The sequence below is a fragment of the Nonomuraea sp. NPDC049400 genome (genome assembly GCF_044466425.1).
GTDB lineage: Bacteria > Actinomycetota > Actinomycetes > Streptosporangiales > Streptosporangiaceae > Nonomuraea.
Window position 1 is genome coordinate 414,846 of sequence record NZ_JBITMP010000002.1, and the last position, 16,318, is coordinate 431,163.

The 16,318-nt window shown below is 71.2% G+C and carries 11 protein-coding genes; 5 read left to right on the top strand and 6 right to left on the bottom strand.

The window, feature by feature from the left end; all coding sequences use genetic code 11:
• The first annotated feature begins 90 nt into the window (after positions 1–90).
• Positions 91–1,197 carry a LacI family DNA-binding transcriptional regulator gene (locus ACIBVN_RS03730; RefSeq protein WP_397132305.1) on the top strand — a complete coding sequence of 369 codons (1,107 nt, stop codon included), beginning with the start codon at positions 91–93 and terminating at the stop codon, positions 1,195–1,197.
• Between the two features lie 53 nt (positions 1,198–1,250).
• On the opposite strand, the gene ACIBVN_RS03735 is transcribed toward ACIBVN_RS03730, so the two are convergent.
• On the bottom strand, positions 1,251–3,854 hold the full coding sequence (locus tag ACIBVN_RS03735) for a hypothetical protein (RefSeq protein WP_397132307.1): 2,604 nt from the start codon (positions 3,852–3,854) through the stop codon (positions 1,251–1,253).
• A gap of 336 nt (positions 3,855–4,190) precedes the next feature.
• Between ACIBVN_RS03735 and ACIBVN_RS03740 the strand changes: the two genes are divergently transcribed.
• The gene (locus ACIBVN_RS03740; protein ID WP_397132309.1) at positions 4,191–6,269 is read left to right on the top strand and encodes a SpoIIE family protein phosphatase; all 2,079 of its coding nucleotides are present in this window, start codon (positions 4,191–4,193) and stop codon (positions 6,267–6,269) included.
• A gap of 45 nt (positions 6,270–6,314) precedes the next feature.
• On the opposite strand, the gene ACIBVN_RS03745 is transcribed toward ACIBVN_RS03740, so the two are convergent.
• Positions 6,315–7,205, bottom strand: coding sequence for a diacylglycerol/lipid kinase family protein (locus ACIBVN_RS03745; protein WP_397132311.1), 891 nt, complete (start codon positions 7,203–7,205; stop codon positions 6,315–6,317).
• A gap of 74 nt (positions 7,206–7,279) precedes the next feature.
• Between ACIBVN_RS03745 and ACIBVN_RS03750 the strand changes: the two genes are divergently transcribed.
• Entirely contained in the window at positions 7,280–8,002 is a 723-nt protein-coding gene (locus tag ACIBVN_RS03750; protein WP_397132313.1) for a phosphatase PAP2 family protein, read from the top strand.
• Positions 7,989–8,660: a phosphatase PAP2 family protein gene (locus tag ACIBVN_RS03755; protein ID WP_397132315.1), complete on the top strand. Its 672-nt coding sequence runs from the start codon at positions 7,989–7,991 to the stop codon at positions 8,658–8,660. Before ACIBVN_RS03750 ends, ACIBVN_RS03755 begins: the two co-directional genes overlap by 14 nt.
• On the opposite strand, the gene ACIBVN_RS03760 is transcribed toward ACIBVN_RS03755, so the two are convergent.
• Both ACIBVN_RS03760 and ACIBVN_RS03765 read right to left on the bottom strand, forming a co-directional pair.
• Complete coding sequence (locus tag ACIBVN_RS03760) at positions 8,637–10,196, bottom strand: phospholipase (protein ID WP_397132317.1); 1,560 nt, start codon at positions 10,194–10,196, stop codon at positions 8,637–8,639. The two genes, ACIBVN_RS03755 and ACIBVN_RS03760, sit on opposite strands and share 24 nt — an antisense overlap.
• Positions 10,193–10,984 (bottom strand): DUF1206 domain-containing protein, encoded by a 792-nt coding sequence (locus ACIBVN_RS03765; RefSeq protein ID WP_397132319.1) that lies wholly within the window; start codon positions 10,982–10,984, stop codon positions 10,193–10,195. Before ACIBVN_RS03765 ends, ACIBVN_RS03760 begins: the two co-directional genes overlap by 4 nt.
• A gap of 200 nt (positions 10,985–11,184) precedes the next feature.
• On the opposite strand from ACIBVN_RS03765, the gene ACIBVN_RS03770 reads away from it, so the two are divergent.
• Positions 11,185–12,426 carry a polysaccharide deacetylase family protein gene (locus ACIBVN_RS03770; protein ID WP_397132321.1) on the top strand — a complete coding sequence of 414 codons (1,242 nt, stop codon included), beginning with the start codon at positions 11,185–11,187 and terminating at the stop codon, positions 12,424–12,426.
• Here ACIBVN_RS03770 and ACIBVN_RS03775 read toward each other — a convergent pair.
• Both ACIBVN_RS03775 and ACIBVN_RS03780 read right to left on the bottom strand, forming a co-directional pair.
• Positions 12,393–13,433, bottom strand: a complete 1,041-nt coding sequence (locus ACIBVN_RS03775) for a glycosyltransferase family 4 protein (RefSeq protein WP_397132323.1) — start codon at positions 13,431–13,433, stop codon at positions 12,393–12,395. The two genes, ACIBVN_RS03770 and ACIBVN_RS03775, sit on opposite strands and share 34 nt — an antisense overlap.
• Positions 13,430–16,264, bottom strand: a complete 2,835-nt coding sequence (locus tag ACIBVN_RS03780; RefSeq protein ID WP_397132325.1) for a methyltransferase domain-containing protein — start codon at positions 16,262–16,264, stop codon at positions 13,430–13,432. The genes ACIBVN_RS03775 and ACIBVN_RS03780 overlap by 4 nt, the downstream gene beginning before the upstream one ends.
• Positions 16,265–16,318: the final 54 nt, after the last annotated feature.

A 16,318-nucleotide genomic window follows, 5' to 3' on the forward strand; every position in this document is an offset into this window, starting at 1 on the left:
TAAACCGGTCAAGCGATGACAGGCAGGAGCAGACGGCTCGGCCGGCGGGCCTCAACGGTGGACTGGGAAGGCTAGCGTTGTGAAGGGGACATGGCGATAGCGAGCATCAAGGAGGTCGCCCAGCTGGCCGGCGTGTCGGTGGGGACGGTCAGCAACGTGCTCAACCGGCCCGACACGGTCTCGCCGGCGACCCGTGAGCGGGTGCTCAACGCCATGAACCAGCTCGGTTTCGTCCGCAACGAATCCGCCCGGGCGCTGCGCTCCGGCCGTACGCGGACGATCGGGCTCGTGGTCCTCGACGTCACCAACCCGTTCTTCACCGACGTCGTCAAGGGGGTGGAGGCCGCCGCGGACGCCAACGGCATGATCATCAGCCTCTGCAACAGCGACCAGGACGGGCCACGCGAGCGGCGCTACCTCGATCACCTGGAGGAGCAGCGCGTCCAGGGCATCCTCATCACCCCCGTCGAGGGGGAGACCAAGCAGCTGGAGCAGCTCATCGAGCGGGGGACGCCGGTCGTGCTGCTCGACCACCGGGCCACGAGGCGCAACCGGTGCTCGGCCGCCGTGGACGACGTCCTCGGCGGAGGGCTGGCCGCCGAACACCTGCTCTCGCAGGGGCACCGCCGGCTGGCCTTCGTGGGCGGCCCGCACACCATCAGCCAGGTCGCCGAGCGGTACAAGGGAGCGTCGGAGACCGTGCAGGCGGCCGGGGGAGTGGTCGCCCGCGCGGCGGCGCGGGGCGACGGCGCCGCACCGGACGCCCCCGAGCGGGTGGCGGGCAACGGCACTCTGCCGGGCGCTGCCGAGGCGCCCTCACTTGTCCGCGTGGATGTGCCGTCGCTGAGCTTCGCGTCGGGCCGCCACGCCGCCGAGAGCCTGGCCGCCGTGCCCGCCGAGCAGCGGCCGACCGCGCTGTTCTGCGCCAACGACCTGCTCGCCCTGGGCATCATGCACGGGCTGACCGTCGCGGGCCTGCGCGTTCCGGAGGACGTGGCGCTCATCGGCTACGACGACATCGACTACGCGGAGGTGGCCGCGGTGCCGCTGTCGTCGATCCGCCAGCCGCGCAAGGAGCTCGGCCGGGTGGCCGCCGAGCTGCTGCTGGAGGAGATCGACGAAGGCGAGCGCCACCGCCACCGCCAGGTGCTCTTCCAGCCCGAGCTGATGGTCCGCGCCTCGAGCCTGCGCCGCTGAGGGCCTGATCTCCTCCCGAGTGGACCTCAGTCATGACTCCCCTCGGGAGGGCATCAGTCACGAGGCTTGTTGTCGACCTCGAGGACGAGCCGCGCGAGCTCCAGCCGGTCGACATTGGGCCCGTACGCCTCCGCGTTGCCGAGAACGAGCGCGCCCTTCTCCGTGTTGAGCGTGAGCGGCGTCGCCTGCGGCCAGAAGTTGTCCCAGGCGTAGTTGTGCCGGAACACGCCGCGCGTCGTCGCGCCGCCGGTCTCGGTGATGTCGAGGAAGCGGCTGATGACGTCGGTGTTGTACGCGTGGCCGGTGTTCCGGTCCGCGTTGGCGTAATGCACGGTCAGGACGTACTCGCCGGGACCGAACCCGTCCGGGCGGGGGAGGGTCACGGTGTTGCCCGCGCCGTTTCCGACGTACCCGACATACGCGTTCCCGGAGGCGTTCGAGCCGCTCGTGGCGGGCACGTCGACCACCTGCGCCGTTCCGGCGCGCGGCGCCTGCTCGGCCTCGACCCGGTGGACCGCCGTGTCCGCCTGCTCGGCCCGGACCGTGGTGAGCCCGCGGAGCTCCAGACCGGCCGGACCGCCGACCTCGACCTTGGAGATCCCGGCCGGGAGGTACAGCCGGGCACGGGAGGAGGCCTCGCCCGGGCGGGGCGCCCGCAGGCCCGGGATCTCACGCCCGTCGACGAGGACCCGGAGGCCGCCCGTTCCGTGTGCCCGGTAGGAGAGCTCGAGGTCGTAGTAGCCGTACTCGCTCGCGGCGATGAAGAACGTGGCACGCGCGCCGCCGCCGAGTGCGATGGCGGGGTCCTTCCCCTGGCGCGTGATCCGGGCGCCGCCGGACAACCGTGCCTCGTCGGCGGGGTACGCCGCCCGCTCGGCCGCGCCGGCCTCGGTGAGGTCGAACTTGTCGAGTGTGATGTCGCTGCCCGGCAACAGGTTCGTGCCGTCGGCGCTGGTGCGCAGGGAGAGCTCGTGGGTGCCGGCGGTCAGCCGGAGCTCCACGTCGGTACGGCCACGGTAGGTCCACCCGAGGTTCGCCGAATACTGCACGATCTGGTTGAGCGCGCCGTCCACGAAGAGCGCGTGCCTGCCCGGCGCCTTGTTCGCGCCCTGGTAGATGCCCAGACGGTAGCGGCCGTCGCGGGGCACGGTGACGGGGAACGTCACGGCCGAGCCGACCTTGTTCATCGCGCCGACGTCCCGCTTGCCGGAGGTCGCGTACAGCTGGGGGTCCGCCGTCGTGTCCTGGGCGAAGGCCTGTGCCGAGTCGAGCGTGGCGGACTCCGCCTCGACCGAGAGCGCCCACGGCGCGTCGGGCTCCGGCGCGTCGCCGCCGGCGGGGACGATGGTGACCCGGTAGGCGGCCATCACGTCCCCGCCGGGCAGGTCCACCTGCAGCTTGCCGCCGGACACCGCGGCGCGCCCGGCCGCGATGACCGGCGGTTGGAGCGCGTCGCCTTCGTAGCCGCTCCAGGTCGTCTTGGACACGAGGACGTCGACCTCCTCGCCGAAGACGCCGGGGGCGAGCCCGGAGATGTCGAGCCGGACGGGCTCGGAGCCGCCGCCGACCAGGATCGTGCCGCGCCGCGCGGACTCGTCGATCGCCGCGACGGCCTGGACGGTGTCGGCGACGTTCAACCGCGGCGGGAGCGCCTTGACCGTCTGCCCGGTCAGGTCCGCGTACCACTTGAGCAGCCACCAGCCGCCGTTGGCCTGACGGGTGCGCACCGCGTGGTCGTCGAGGTTGCCGGCGTAGGTCCAGTACGCCATGTCGGCGTCGACCTTGGTGTCCTCGAACAGGGAGATCCACTGGATCATCTGGCCGGGGACGGACATGTCACGCCGGTTGCCGTACTCGTCGATGTTGATGGGCAGCGGGCCGATGCCCAGGTCGCGCTCCATCTGGCGGTAGTGCTCGTAGTGGCCCCGGTAGTCGGCGAGCCGGCTGCGCGACAGCTCGTGCCAGCTCATGATGTCCGGCAGGCAGTTCCCGTCGCCGCACTTCGCGTCCCTGGCCCAGGTGAGGAAGTCCCGCAGCCGCCCGGGGTTGTAGTTCGCCTCGTTCGGGCCGACGATCTTGGCGTCGGGATCGATCGAGCGGATGCGTTCGAACACCGCCTTCCAGTCGCTGAAGAACTTCTCCTTGACGGCCGCCCAGTCCTGGTACCAGATGCCGTCGGGCTCGTTGAACGGCACCCAGACGAACTTGTCCTTGTCCTGCGGCCGCTCCCGGACGACCTTGCGGACCATCGTGTCGACCTTCGCGAGGTAGTCGTCGATGCCGCGGTTCTCGTAGGGCCACTGGCTGTAGACGTCCTGCATGTAGATGACGATCTCCTCGCCGCCCGCGGCGAAGAAGCCGTCCGCGATCACGAGCGCGTCGCCGTTGGGATGCTGGTCGCCGTCCGGCGCCTTCTGCGCGACGGTGCGCGGCCGGGCGCCGGCGAGGAGGGCATCTCCCGGCACACCTGGGTCCGACAGACCGTAGAGCATGCCGGTCGCTCCGCCGTGGACCGGGCCGGTGGGCTGCGCGAAGTCGACGGTGACCACGTCGGGAGCGGTGGCCGCGTCGGCCGGGGCGGCGGTCACGGCGGAGGCGGCGAGCGCCGCGACGGCGCCGGCCACGTGGGCGCGCCGGACTGGCTGGGGTCGGTGCATGGGTGTCCTCTCCTGGCAACAGGACGGAGTCCGCTCGGGGGGTGGGAGTTGGGCGAGGAGTGATGTGACCGGTCACATTCTTGGAACAACAGTGTGACCGGTCACACTTCGCGGGGTGAAGACCTGTTTGCAAGATTGTTACGCGGAGGTTTTGGAGGAAGTGGGCGAGATGCGGCAAATCTGCCATTTTCCACCCAGTTGGTGGCCAGGATCTGGCAATGCGTGCTCTTGCCTCAGCCGCGGCCCTCTTACGGTCGTTGTATGGGGTTTTCTTCGCATGCAGCGCCGTTGCCGCAGGATGGGGCGGAATACCCGATGCCACGGCATGGGTCCGAGATGGATGAGGTGCTGCTCCAGGCTGTACGCGAGTCCGGAGCCCACATCGGCGTCGTCTACCTCCTGCTGGACAGCGAACCGCTCCTGGTCATGGACGTGGAGGTCGGCATGCCGGCCCAGCTCGTCAAGCCCTGGGCAAGGGTCAGGCTGAACGCCGGCACCCCGGTGGCGGCCGCCGCTCGTCAGCGCCGGCTGATCTGGGTGCCCGACCACGAAGAGCTCGCCCGGCGTTTCCCCGCGACCGCGCTCGCCGCGCCGTACGCGTTCGCCATCGCCGCCGCTCCCATCATGACCGGCACGACCCTGCGTGGCGTGCTCGTCCTGCTCTGGCCGGAGTCGCACTCCTGCGAGCTGGCCACCCGCGAGAAGCAGGCCCTCACTTCGGCCTGCGACAGGGTGGCCGCCATCCTTCAGCGGCCGGTCGAGCACCCGCTGAGCCGTACGGGCGAGCCGCGCGTCCTGACTCCGGCGCCGCCTCCAGCGCCGGAACAACATCCCGAGTCGGCTGTCTGCGGCTATCTCGATCGCATCCACGTGGGCTGTCTCGTCCTGGACCTGGAGGGCCGCATCACGTTCGTGAGCGCCGCGGCGGCCGAGCTCTTCGACGGCGACGTCACGGGCCTGCTGGGCAGGCCGTTGTGGGAGGTGGCGCCCTGGCTGAAGGATCCCCTGTTCGAAGACCGCTGCCGCGCCGCCGTGATCGGCCAGCAGATGACCTCGTGCGTCACCCGATGTCCCGACGGCCGCGTGGTGGAGTTCCGCATGTATCCGGATCCGTCCGGTATCAGCTTGCGCGTCGCTCCCCTCGACGTGGACAACCCGGCTCACCTGAACGAACCCGAATCGGGCCGGGAAGCCCTGACCCGGGCGGAGGTCTTCTACAGTTTCCTCCCGCTGGCGGTGGCCCTGACCCGGGTGCTCAGTATTCCGGAGATCGTCGATCTGGTCGCCGACCATGTCATGCCCATGTTCAAGGTCAAGGCCATGGCGATATTGGTGGCCGAGGGCGGCAGGATGCGGGTCATGGGCGCGCGCGGCTACGGCCAGGACGTGCTCGAACGGCTCGACGGCCTGCCCATCACCTCGGACGTGCCCGCCGGGGACGTCGCGCGAACCGGGGAGCCGGCGTTCTTCGCCGACGTGAACGAACTGCGGCAGAGGTACCCGCACGCCGAGGACCAGGACGGGATGTCCGCCTGGGCGTTCCTGCCGCTGGAGGTCCAGGACGAGGGGGTCGGCTCCTGTCTGCTCGCCTTCGACGAGCCCCACCCGTTCACCGTCGAGGAGCGCACCACCTTCACCGCCCTGGCGGGAATGCTCGCCCACGCCCTTGACCGGGCCCTGCGGTACGACAGCAAGGACCGGCTCGCCCACTCCCTGCAGAAGGCCCTGCTCCCGCGCAGCCTGCCCGAGATCGCGGGCCTCGACGTGGCCGCCTGGTACGTGCCCGCCACCCGCGGCGTCGGCATCGGCGGCGACTTCTACGACCTGATCCGCCTGACCGACACCTCGGCAGCCGCGGTCATCGGCGACGTCCAGGGCCACAACGTGACGGCAGCCGCCCTCATGGGACAGGTGCGCACCGCCATCCACGCCAACGCGGTCGCGGGCGCCAGCCCCGGCGACGTGCTCAAGCACACCAACCGCCTGCTCATCGACGTGGACACCGAGCTGTTCACCAGCTGCCTGCTCATCTACATCGATCTGCAGCTGCGCACGCTCCGCGCGGCCAGTGCCGGGCACCCTCCGCCGCTGCTGCGGCCGCCCAACATGCCCGCCGAGATCATCGACGTGCCGGTCGGCCTGGTGCTCGGCGTCGACCCCGACGCCGACTACCCCACCCTGCAGGTGCCCTTTCCGCCAGGCGCCCTGCTCGCCCTCTACACCGACGGCCTCGTCGAGACGCCCGGCATCGACCTGGACCACGCCATCGGCAACCTGGCCGGCCACCTGACGCACGACCCACAGGAGCTCCAGCAGCTCGGCAGAACGCTCCTCGAGCACGCTCCGCACACGAGCCAGCGCGCCGACGACATCGCGCTGCTCCTCCTGGAACACCGCGCCAAGCCGATGGGCTGACCGGTCGGGGCTGACCGTCCGGTGGACGGCAGATGGGCTGACCGGTCAGGGCTGACCGTCCGGCGGAAGGCAGATCATGAGCCCGCCCGGGACGACCTCGGCCTTGAGCCGGCTCGTGCGCCCGCGCTCTCCGCCGTCCAGCTCGTACGTCAGCGGAGCGCCGAACCGGGCGGACACCTTCCTGGCGCGGGAGATCCGGACGAGCGGTGAGCCGTCGGAACGTCCCGCGGACATCCTGCCGAGCACCCGCCCCCACTGGACCGGGCCCTTGGCGGTGGAGACACCCACTTCCAGCCAGCCGTCGTCCGGGCGGGCGTCGTCGAACGCCTCGATGCCGCCGGCGATCGTGCTCACGTTGCCCAGCAGCAGGCAGCTCGCGTCTCCCTCGAACCAGGCCGTTCCGTCAATCTTGATCTTCATCGGCACCAGCGGTCCGCCGACGTGCCGGACGGCCGCCTTGACGTAGCTCAGCTTGCCGAGGCGTTCCTTGGCCTGCCCGTCGACGTCGGCGATCATCTCGGCCTCGAACCCCGCCCCGGCCATCACCGCGAAGTGCTCGCCGTTCAGCATCCCCAGGTCGAGCCGCTCCCGGCGGCCGTGGAAGCCGATCCGCACCGCCTCCTCGAGGTCGGCGGGGATGCCGACGTTCGTGGCGAACAGGTTTCCGGTGCCCGCCGGGAGGATGGCCATCGGCACGCCCGAGCCGGCCAGCACGTCGGCGCAGCGTTGCACCATGCCGTCACCGCCCCAGACGAACACCAGCCCGGCGCCCTCCTCCAGCGCCCGGCGGACCTTCTTGGGCGCTTTCCTGCTCTTTCCCACCTCGTACCAGAGGAGATCGCCCACGTCCTGCTCGGTGATGAGCACACGCAGCCTGTCCAGACCTGCGCCGAGTGTCTTCTTGCGGTGCGCGACGACCGCCACGGTGGGGGACATGTGCCACGGACTACCCTCGGCGCCGTCGTTCAGGCCGAGGAATCAGCTCCTCCTTCCCGGGTAGCACGCGTGGAATGCGCAACGAGGAAAGGCGGCTGGGGCTGCGGCTGGCGATCGCCTCCCTGGCGGCGGTGCTCGTCATGATCCCGTTCAGCCTGCTGCTCGTCGTGGCTAAGCTGCCGGTCAACGAGCTGGACGCACAGGTCGCCGATGAACTGCACCAATACGCGCTCGCTCACCCGGAGGTGACGCGATTGCTCATCGTGTGGACGGACGTGTTCGGGCCCTGGCCATGGCGGATCGCGGTCATCGCGTACGCCGCCTGGCTGCTGTGCAGGGGAGCGCCGCGACCGGCCATCTGGGCGGTCACCACCGTGACCGTGGGCGGGCTGCTCGGCCTCGCGCTCAAGATCATCGTCGCCCGGGCCAGGCCGCATCTGCCCGATCCCGTCGCGCTCGCCCCGGGCGACGCCTTCCCGTCGGGCCACGCGGTCAACGTGACGCTCGGCGCGGGAGTGATCGTCCTGCTCATGCTGCCCAGGCTGCCCCGGTGGGGGAGGCGCGTGGCCTGGGCGGTCGCCTGGTTCCTCGTGCTGTCGGTCGGCTACACCAGGGTCGCGCTGGGCGTGCACTGGGTGAGCGACGTGGCCGCGGGCATCGTCCTGGGGGTGGCGGTGATCGCCGCCACCGCGGCGGGATTCGAGACGTGGCGGCGCGACGAGGGCCGCAGGCCCGCCTCGCCGCTGGCGGAAGGGGTCGAACCCGAGTCGGTGGGGGCCACGCATGGCCAGAACTGAGCTGGTGAAGCATTACGCGTTGACGCTCTTGTTACCTTTGCTGCTGCTGGCCGGGATGACGTACGGCGCAGGGAGGCTGATCCTCGCCCTGCCCATCGGCGAGGCGGCGGTGAACCGCGCCCTGGCCGCCGGCCGCACCTCGTCATGGAACGTGCTCACCGACTTCGGCAGCAGCCTGTCGGACACCCCGTACATCGCGGTGCTCACCGCGGCGGCCGCGATCGGCTTCAGACTCGTGTACAAGCGCTGGCTCGAATCGATCTTCCTGGTCGCGGCCGTCTGGAGCCAGTCGCTCATCTTCCTGACCGTCACCGAGGCCGTCGGGCGGCACCGGCCTCCCGTACGGCACCTCGACCCCGCCCCGCCCACCTCCAGCTTCCCGTCGGGACACGTCAGCGCCGCCGTCGCCTTCTACTGCGGCGTCGCCCTCGTCCTGACCACACACGTCCGCAGCAGGGCGCTCCAGGTGGTGATCTGGGCGCTCGGGATCGCCGCCCCGCTCGCGGTCGCCTTCTCCCGCCTGTACCGCGGCATGCACTTCCTCACCGACGTCGCCTGGGGGCTGCTGCTCGGTGCCGCCTGTGTCGTGACGGTCGCCCGGGCGATAGCGCGGCAGCCGATCCGGACCTCGGCCTCAGAACTCGTTCGATCGGTGTAGCCGTGGCGGCCGCCCGTCCGGGTCGATGACCATCCGGTACAACGGCAGCGCCATCGCCCGGCGGATGCGGCCGAGCTCCGGATGCGGGTGCGGGCGCAGCCGGCCGGGCGGGCGCGGGCCCCGGCGGCCGCCGCGGTGCCAGGACTCCAGCCTCGCGGCCGACTCGGCGAACGCCTCGAACGCGCCCCTGGGGTCGCACAGATCGGCCACGTCGCCGCCGGGGTCGCGGTCCAGATGCTCGGCGGCGAGCGCCAGCCGGAGTTCCCTGGCGAACCTGCGTGCCCCGGCGGGCGGGCGCGGATCGGGCTCCTCGTCCAGCACGGCGCAGCTCAGCTCGGAGTCGAACGTCCATGAGCGGAGGTTGACGTTGTCGGAGCCGACAGCCGCCCACACGTCGTCGACCACGCAGACCTTGGCGTGCACGTACACCGGCGTGCCCCAGTGGTTCTCCAGGTCGTAGATCGCGACCCGCCCGTTCCCGGCCCGCATCAGCCTGGACAGCGCCTCCGCCCTGCCGATGAGGCTGGCCGGGCCCGCCAGCCAGCCGTCCTGGTCGGGATGGCGTGGCACCACGATGATCATGTGTAGTCCCGGCTCGCGCTCCAGCGCACGGGCGAACGGCTCGATCACCTCCGTGGACCAGAGGTACTGGTCCTCCAGGTAGACCAGCGACCGCGCCCGGCCCAGCACCTTGTGGTACGCCCTGGCCACGCTGCGCTCACCCTCCGGCGCGAACGGAAGGGCGCGGGGCAGGTGCGGATACGTGGTCAGCAGCTGCACGGCATGCCGGCCCGCGGGCCGCGGCGGCGGGCCCGGCTCCGGCAGCGGCGGCACGTCGGCCATGCGGGACAGGCGGTCGCGCAGCCGCCTGAACGGCTGGCGGGTCTCGGGCGCCGGATCCTCCCAGCGCTCGCAGAAGACCTTCTCCACCTCGGCCACGGCCGGGCCGCTGATGGCCACCTGGGCGTCGTGCCACGGAGGTCGCTCGCCGTAGGCGGCGGGCATCGGCGCCACCTGCGGGTCGCCCAGATGCTCGGCGTCGTCACGGCGGCTGTGGCACAGGTCGATGCCGCCGACGAACGCCACGTCCCTGCCGGGGTCGCGGTCATGGCGCAGGACGACGAACTTCTGGTGGTGCGAGCCGCCGTGCCGTACCCGGGTGTCGAGCAGCGCCTGGCCGCCCGCCGCCTCGATGTCCTCGCCGAGGTGCCGGTTCTCGGCCGAACTGAAGCGCAGGAAGTCCAGGTGCGAGCGCCAGATGAGGCCCCTGACCAGCGCGCCCCTCTCGGCCGCGCCCGCCATCGCGGCCGCCACCTCGGGACCGTCCGGCGTGAGCCGCTCGTCGGGGTCGCCGCGCCAGTCGGCGAACAGCAGCAGGTCGTCCTTGCCGAGGCCGGCCAGGCATGTGCTGAGCTCGCCGAAGTAGGCCGCGCCGTGGATGAGCGGGCGCACCAGGTTCCCCTCCGTCCAGGGCGCCAGCTTGGTCGAGCCGTTGCCGCGCTCCTCGCCGGTGAGGAACCAGTCGTCGAGTCTCATGTACGCCGCCAGCGCGCCTCTCCGAAGCAGTACCCGGCGAACAGCAGCAGCCCGAGCGCCACGACCACCAGCAGCCACGGCCCCGCCGGGGTGTCCGCGAACGCCCTGAGCGTCGCATCGATGCCGCCGGCCTTGTCGGAGTCGAACGTGACGGCCGCCTGGACCACGAAGACCCCGGCCAGACCGGCGATCATCCCGCGTGCCAGGTAGCCGGCGAGCCCGAGCCGGTCCATCACCATGTGGGCCCGGGGCGACATCGGCCGCAGCTCCTTGCGGAACTCCTTCTTGAGGCCGCACCGCACCCAATAGACGCCGAGTGCGACGATGCCGAGCCCGATCGCGCCCACGATCAGCTGCCCGGCGGGCAGGTCGAGCAGCTTGGCCGTCAGGTCGTGGGACGTTTTGTCATCGGACTTGCTCTTGCCGCCCAGCAGCAGGGTCAGCAGCGCGGTGCACACGAACACGTACACCACGACCCGGCAGCCCGCCTCCACCCGTTCCACGACCTTGCCGTGTCCGAAGATCGCCTCGGACGCCTGCCACAGGGCCAGCGCGGCGAAACCGACGGCCATGACCCACAAGAGCACGGCCCCGAACGGCAGGTCGGCGACCGTGCCGATCGCCCCGCTCTTGTCCGCCTCCCGGCCGCCCTGACCCAGCGCGATCTGGACCGCCAGCACGCCGATCAGCCCGTAAAGCACGCCACGGCAGACCAGACCGACCCGCGCGAGCTTCTCCATGACTGGGCTGTCCGCCGCCCGGCGAGCCATGGCCGCAGCCTCGCTCATGAGTTCTCCCGAAAGTCCGTCGAAGACCTTGGCACTGCCCGGGATTCCGCGCTCTAGACCTCGACGGCACAGCCGCCGTCCCGGCGCTCGCCTCGATCTCCTCAGGCTGATCGAACCGGCTCCGAAATAGCGCGGATTCTGGCATGCGTCTGGATCGGTGCGCATGGGAGGATATGCGCCCTGACGGGGAGGAGAGGGAAATGCGTCGAGTGGTGATGGTGGGTGTGGCGATCGCCGTGGCGGCGTTATCCGCCGGATGCAGCGGTCAGGGAGCCAAGGCTACTCCGAGCGCCGGGCCGACGGGCGCCGTGCCGGCGAGCGGGGGTGGTGTGGTCTCACTGACCTTCGACGACGGTCTGGAGCGTCAGGAACAGATGGCGCAGGAGCTCACCAAGCGCGGCATGGCCGGCACCTTCTACGTCCTCAGCACCCGGATCCAGGCCCCCGGCTACCTCAGCCAGACCCAGATAGCGGAGTTGTCCCAGGCGGGGCACGAGATCGGCGGGCACACCCGTACGCATGCCAGGCTGCCCGCCCTCCACCCCGACGAGCAGCGCAGAGAGATATGCGGCGACCGGTCCGCGCTGGAGGCGATGGGCTTCACCCCGAGATCGTTCGCCTACCCCTTCCACGCGGTCAACGCGGCGGCCGAGGCCGCGGTGAAGGAGTGCGGTTACAGCAGCGGCAGGGGCCGGGCGGGCGCCGCCGCGGAGCAGACCACGCCGGGGGACCCGTACAACCTCAACACGCCGCTGGCGGTCGGCGCGAACGCCACGCTTCCCCAGATCCAGCAGTACGTGATCGCGGCCGAGCAGCGCAAGGGCTGGGCGATCCTCGTCTTCCACGACTACTGCGACAACTGCGGATCGTTGGGGGTGAAGCCCAAGATCTTCACGGAGTTCCTCGACTGGCTGAAGGGGCGGAAGGTCCCCGTCCGCACCGTCGGCGACGTCATCGGCGGCGACGTGCGGCCCGTGCCGCCGCTCAAGCCCCCGTCGATCGTGATGAACGCCTCGCTGGAGAACTATTTCGGCAAGGAGGGGCTCCCGGACTGCTGGCAGCTGGACGGAAGATCTCCGGCGGCCACGTTCAGCCGCGTGCCGAACGCGCACACCGGGCGGTGGGCCGGCCGCATCCAGGTGACCGGGGGCGACCCGGGGCAGCTCAGGCTGGCGATCAAGCAGGACGACGGCGAGTGCGCGCCCAAGGCGGGCCGCCTGTCGGTCTGGTACACCTCGACCGCGCCGGTACGGTTCACGCTCAGCAAGCGGACAGGTGACGGGGTGTGGTCGCGCTGGAGCGACGGCCCCGTCTTCCCCGCCACGCCGACCTGGCGGCAGGCCACCTGGGCGCCTCCGCTCGCGGACGCCGCGGGGATCAGCTTCGGCCTGGTGCTGACCGCGCCGGGTCAGGCCACCTTCGACGACTTCGCGCTGCGCTGAAGCACATTGCGGAAGGCGGCCAGCGCGTATTCCGTGTGCGTGCGCTCCTTGACGACCTGGGCGGTGCTCATCAGGGCGGTGCGGAAGCCGGCATCCGACAGCGCCCGGAGTGCCTTGCCCGCGGCGGCCGCCCAGTCTCCCGGCGGGTAGAGCGCCTCCTTCGGGAGGATCTCGGGGAGCGCGCCCACCGCGGGCGCGATCACCGGGCATCCCCGCACCAGCGCCTCGGCGACCGACATGCCGAACGACTCGTCGGTCGTCGTCGAGACGGTCAGCCCGCCGTTCGCCGCGACGGCGGAGTACAGGGCGGGCATCCGGTCGTAGTCGAGGCGCGGCAGCCAGCGGGCCGAGCCGAGGGCGGGTGAGGTGGCGAGCTTGGTGGTCAGCGCGGACACCTCGCCGGCCGGGGCGGTGTACCCGCCGACGATCAGCGGCGTGACGCCGGGGCTCGCCGCCGCGATCCGGTCGAGCAGGTCGGCGGCGGCCCGCCAGCGTTTGTGCCCGTCGAGCTTGCCGATCCAGGCCACCGGCGTGGAGCCCAGCGCGGGCGGCACGGTCTCGGCGTACCAGCGCTCGTCCAGGCAGTTGGGGACCACGCTGATCGGGGACAGTCCCAAGGCCCCCAGCTTCTCCCGCATGTACTCGCTCACGGTCACGATGTGGTCGGGGCGGATCGCGAGCTCGCCCAGGTAGGAGAGGTTGGCGGTGGTCGTGTGCACCTCGAGGATCAAGGACCCGGGGGAGCCCGCGCGCTGCCACGCGGACAGGAAGCTGGGGCTGTCGATCACGACGAGGACGTCCGGGGCCGCATCCCTGATGGCGGCCTCGCGGGCCTCGTCGGTGGCCGTCACCCGGGCCACTCCCGGGGGGAAGTGGGCGACCATGCCGTGGTCCGCCTCGTACAGAATGCCGATCTCGAACTCGGCCGAGAAGTGCGTGTACCGGTTGAGCAGCTGGGTGGACACCCCGCCGATCACGCCGTAGCGGTAGCAGAACAGCACCTTCATCGGCACTCCAGCAGCGTCAGCAGGCCCTCGCGGCCCTTCCGCACGACCTGCTCGGCCAGCTCCGAGTACGCGTCCACCCGGCACTCCCAGGTGTTGCGCGCGAGCCAGGAACGGATCTCGCCGACGTCGAGGGCCGAGCCCGCGACCTGGGGTATGGCGGTGACGAACTCCGCCGCCGACTCGGTGACCCGTACCCCCGGATAGTCCACGCACTGCGGGAAGTAGGTGCTCAGCACCGGCAGGCCGAGATGGAGGTACTCGTAGACCTTGATCGGGTCCACCGCGTCGGCCAGCGCGCCGTTCCTGAACGGGATCAGCGCCAGCGCCCACCCGGCGCTGAGCTCGGCCAGCTCCCGATGGCCGAGCAGCCCGAGCAGGTGCACGTTCTCCGGCAGTCTCAGGTCGGGGTTCTGATGCCCGGCCAGCTCGAAGGTGTAGTGCGGATAGGTCTTGGCGGCGCGGATCAACAGGTCCCAGTCGAACCACTTGTCGGTCAGGTGCCCGAAGTAGCCGATCGTGGCGGCGTCCGGCCGGCGCGGAGCCGTGGGGGCGGGGAAGGCCGGATCCAGGGCGTTGGCGTTGACGCTCACCTTGCGGCCACCCAGGGTCTCCATCTTCCTTGCCAGCGGCGCGGAGACCGCGGTGACCACGTCGGCGTGCGCGACGAGGTAGCGCTCGTAACCGGGGTGGTACCACTTCGCCATGCCGATCTTGGCGAACTCCTCCCAGTCGTCGCGGGCGTCGTAGATCGTCACCCAGCCGTGCGAGGCGGCGTGGGTCAGCGTCCGCACCATCGCCTCGTGCGGGAACGAGGCGAACAGCAGCTTCCGCTTGCCGCCGAAGTCGGCGCTCAGCACCTCGTCGAGCAGCTTGGGCGTGATGTCGATCGGGCTCTGGAACAGCAGCGGATCGGGGTGCGAGGGCAGCGGGTCCGTGTCGCGCCAGCGGTAGTAGTTGAAGAAGACCGGGCAGTCGCGGCCGAGGTAGACGCGCGTGAGGCGGATGGGCCTGTTGCCCCGGGCCTCCTGCACGAAGGTCGTGCCCGAGAACATCAGCACCACCTCGTCGCCTTCGGCCGCCCTGGCGCGTTCGATCCACTCGTGCAGCCCGATCCTGACCTCCTCCACCGGCACCGGTGCGACCGCGGCCGGCCGTGGCCGTGGCTGTGGCGCCGGGGCGGGGGCGGACGGTGGGGACGGCCGTGTGACGTCCGCACGGGCCGGGGCGGCGGGGGAGGGCGCGGGGCCGGCCTTCGGGCCGGGCTGCGCCGGGTCGGACCGCCCGGGGCGGCGTAACCGCCGGTAGACGGACAACACGCGCCAGGCCCGCGAGGAGCGGATCCTGTTGACCTGCTCACGGTAGTCCGCCAGCCGGCCGGTCACCGTCTCCAGCTTGGTCCGCAGCCGCTCGTTCTCCTGCCGGAGCTTGGACTCGACCGTGACGAGCTTGTTCAGGCGCTGCTGGGTGAGTTCGTGCCGGTGCCGCTCGCCGTTGTAGACCGTGCGGAGCCTGGTCAGGCCCGCCCGCTCCGTCTGGAGCTCCTCCTCGAGCGTGGCGACGTGCTCGCGCAGGCCCCGCACGTCCTCCGCGTGTGCGGCCTCGGCTGCCCGCAGGTCCTCCGCGTGCGCAGCCCCGGCCGCTCTCAGATTCTCCGCGTGCGCGGCCTCGGCGGCCCTCAGTGCCTCGCCGTGGGCGGCCTCGGCAGACCTCAGGGCGTCGCCGTGGGCGGCCTCGGCCGTTCGCAGGTCCTCGGCCTGGGCCCGGACGAGAGCGCGCAGCTCGTCCCGCTGGGCGGTCACCGCCTCGGCCGTCTCGCGGACCGTCTCCAGGCCGGCGCTCAGCTGCTGAATCAACTCCAGGAGCTTGTGCCGCTCCGCTTCGGCGGCGGCGGCCGCCTCGCGGAGCAGGCCGGCCTCGCTCTCCGCCGCGCGGATGCCCGCCCGCAGCCGGTCACGCTCCTCGGTCAGCGCGTGGAGCTGCTCCTGCAGCCCGGCCCGTTCCGTGGCGGCCCCGTCCGCGATGCTGAACGACATGCGGCGCACGGTGTCCTGGAGCGCCGACAACTCATCGAGGACGTGCTGTCTTGTCCTGCTCTCGCCGATCTGCGCCTTCAGTTCGGCGTTGGCCGCGGTGACGTCGCGGTAGAGGCGGTTGGCCCGCTCCAGCTTGTCGCGGACGCTCTGTAACCGCTGCTCCAGGTGTTCCTCGCGCTGGAGGAAGTCCGCCTCCTCCGGGCTGAGCAGGTAGGCGGGGACACCCCGCGGCTCATCCCGCCGTACGGCCACCGCGGCGATGTGCCGGCCCAGGACGGTCAGCTCGTGGACCTCGAACAGGGGGTCGATCAGGCGGCGGAAGCCGGCGCGGTAGAACGTACGGCGATGGTCGTGGTGCGGCATCAGCCCATGGGGCACGGAGAGCAGGAGCGTCCCGCCGGGCGCCAGGACCCGGTGGAGCTCGGTCAGGATCACGCCGGGGTCCGCCACGTGCTCGAGCAGCTCTCCGGCGACCGCCGAGTCGAAGCAGCCGTCCGGGAAGCCGAGGCGTTCGCCGTCGCCCCGCAGGAAGGCCAGCCTGGCGGCCACGTCGGCGGGCAGCTCGGCGGCCAGTCTCGCGGCGAAGGCGATGGCCTCTTCCTCCAGGTCGACGCCGGTCACCTGGTCGCCTCGGCGGGCGGCGAGGATGGACAGCGTCCCCTGGGAGCAGCCCAGGTCGAGGACGCGACCCCCGGGGAGGTGATCCAGGAGCCAGTGCAGCCTGTTCCTGGTCAGTGCCTGCGTTTCGGGGTCGACATCTATCCCGTTATAGGCACAATGGACGCGATCATGGTTCATATGGGAAGGGACCCCTGGGCGATGATCAGTGAAGGCCCGACATTACCATTTCTC

Excerpts from the sequence above, each read along its gene's own strand:
- ACIBVN_RS03745 (WP_397132311.1), bottom strand. The coding sequence starts at position 7,205 with ATGTCCCCCACCGTGGCGGTCGTCGCGCACCGCAAGAAGACACTCGGC.
- ACIBVN_RS03730 (WP_397132305.1), top strand. The coding sequence starts at position 91 with ATGGCGATAGCGAGCATCAAGGAGGTCGCCCAGCTGGCCGGCGTGTCG.
- ACIBVN_RS03755 (WP_397132315.1), top strand. The coding sequence starts at position 7,989 with ATGGCCAGAACTGAGCTGGTGAAGCATTACGCGTTGACGCTCTTGTTA.
- ACIBVN_RS03735 (WP_397132307.1), bottom strand. The coding sequence starts at position 3,854 with ATGCACCGACCCCAGCCAGTCCGGCGCGCCCACGTGGCCGGCGCCGTC.
- ACIBVN_RS03765 (WP_397132319.1), bottom strand. The coding sequence starts at position 10,984 with ATGAGCGAGGCTGCGGCCATGGCTCGCCGGGCGGCGGACAGCCCAGTC.
- ACIBVN_RS03770 (WP_397132321.1), top strand. The coding sequence starts at position 11,185 with ATGCGTCGAGTGGTGATGGTGGGTGTGGCGATCGCCGTGGCGGCGTTA.
- ACIBVN_RS03780 (WP_397132325.1), bottom strand. The coding sequence starts at position 16,264 with ATGAACCATGATCGCGTCCATTGTGCCTATAACGGGATAGATGTCGAC.
- ACIBVN_RS03760 (WP_397132317.1), bottom strand. The coding sequence starts at position 10,196 with ATGAGACTCGACGACTGGTTCCTCACCGGCGAGGAGCGCGGCAACGGC.
- ACIBVN_RS03775 (WP_397132323.1), bottom strand. The coding sequence starts at position 13,433 with ATGAAGGTGCTGTTCTGCTACCGCTACGGCGTGATCGGCGGGGTGTCC.
- ACIBVN_RS03740 (WP_397132309.1), top strand. The coding sequence starts at position 4,191 with ATGGATGAGGTGCTGCTCCAGGCTGTACGCGAGTCCGGAGCCCACATC.
- ACIBVN_RS03750 (WP_397132313.1), top strand. The coding sequence starts at position 7,280 with ATGCGCAACGAGGAAAGGCGGCTGGGGCTGCGGCTGGCGATCGCCTCC.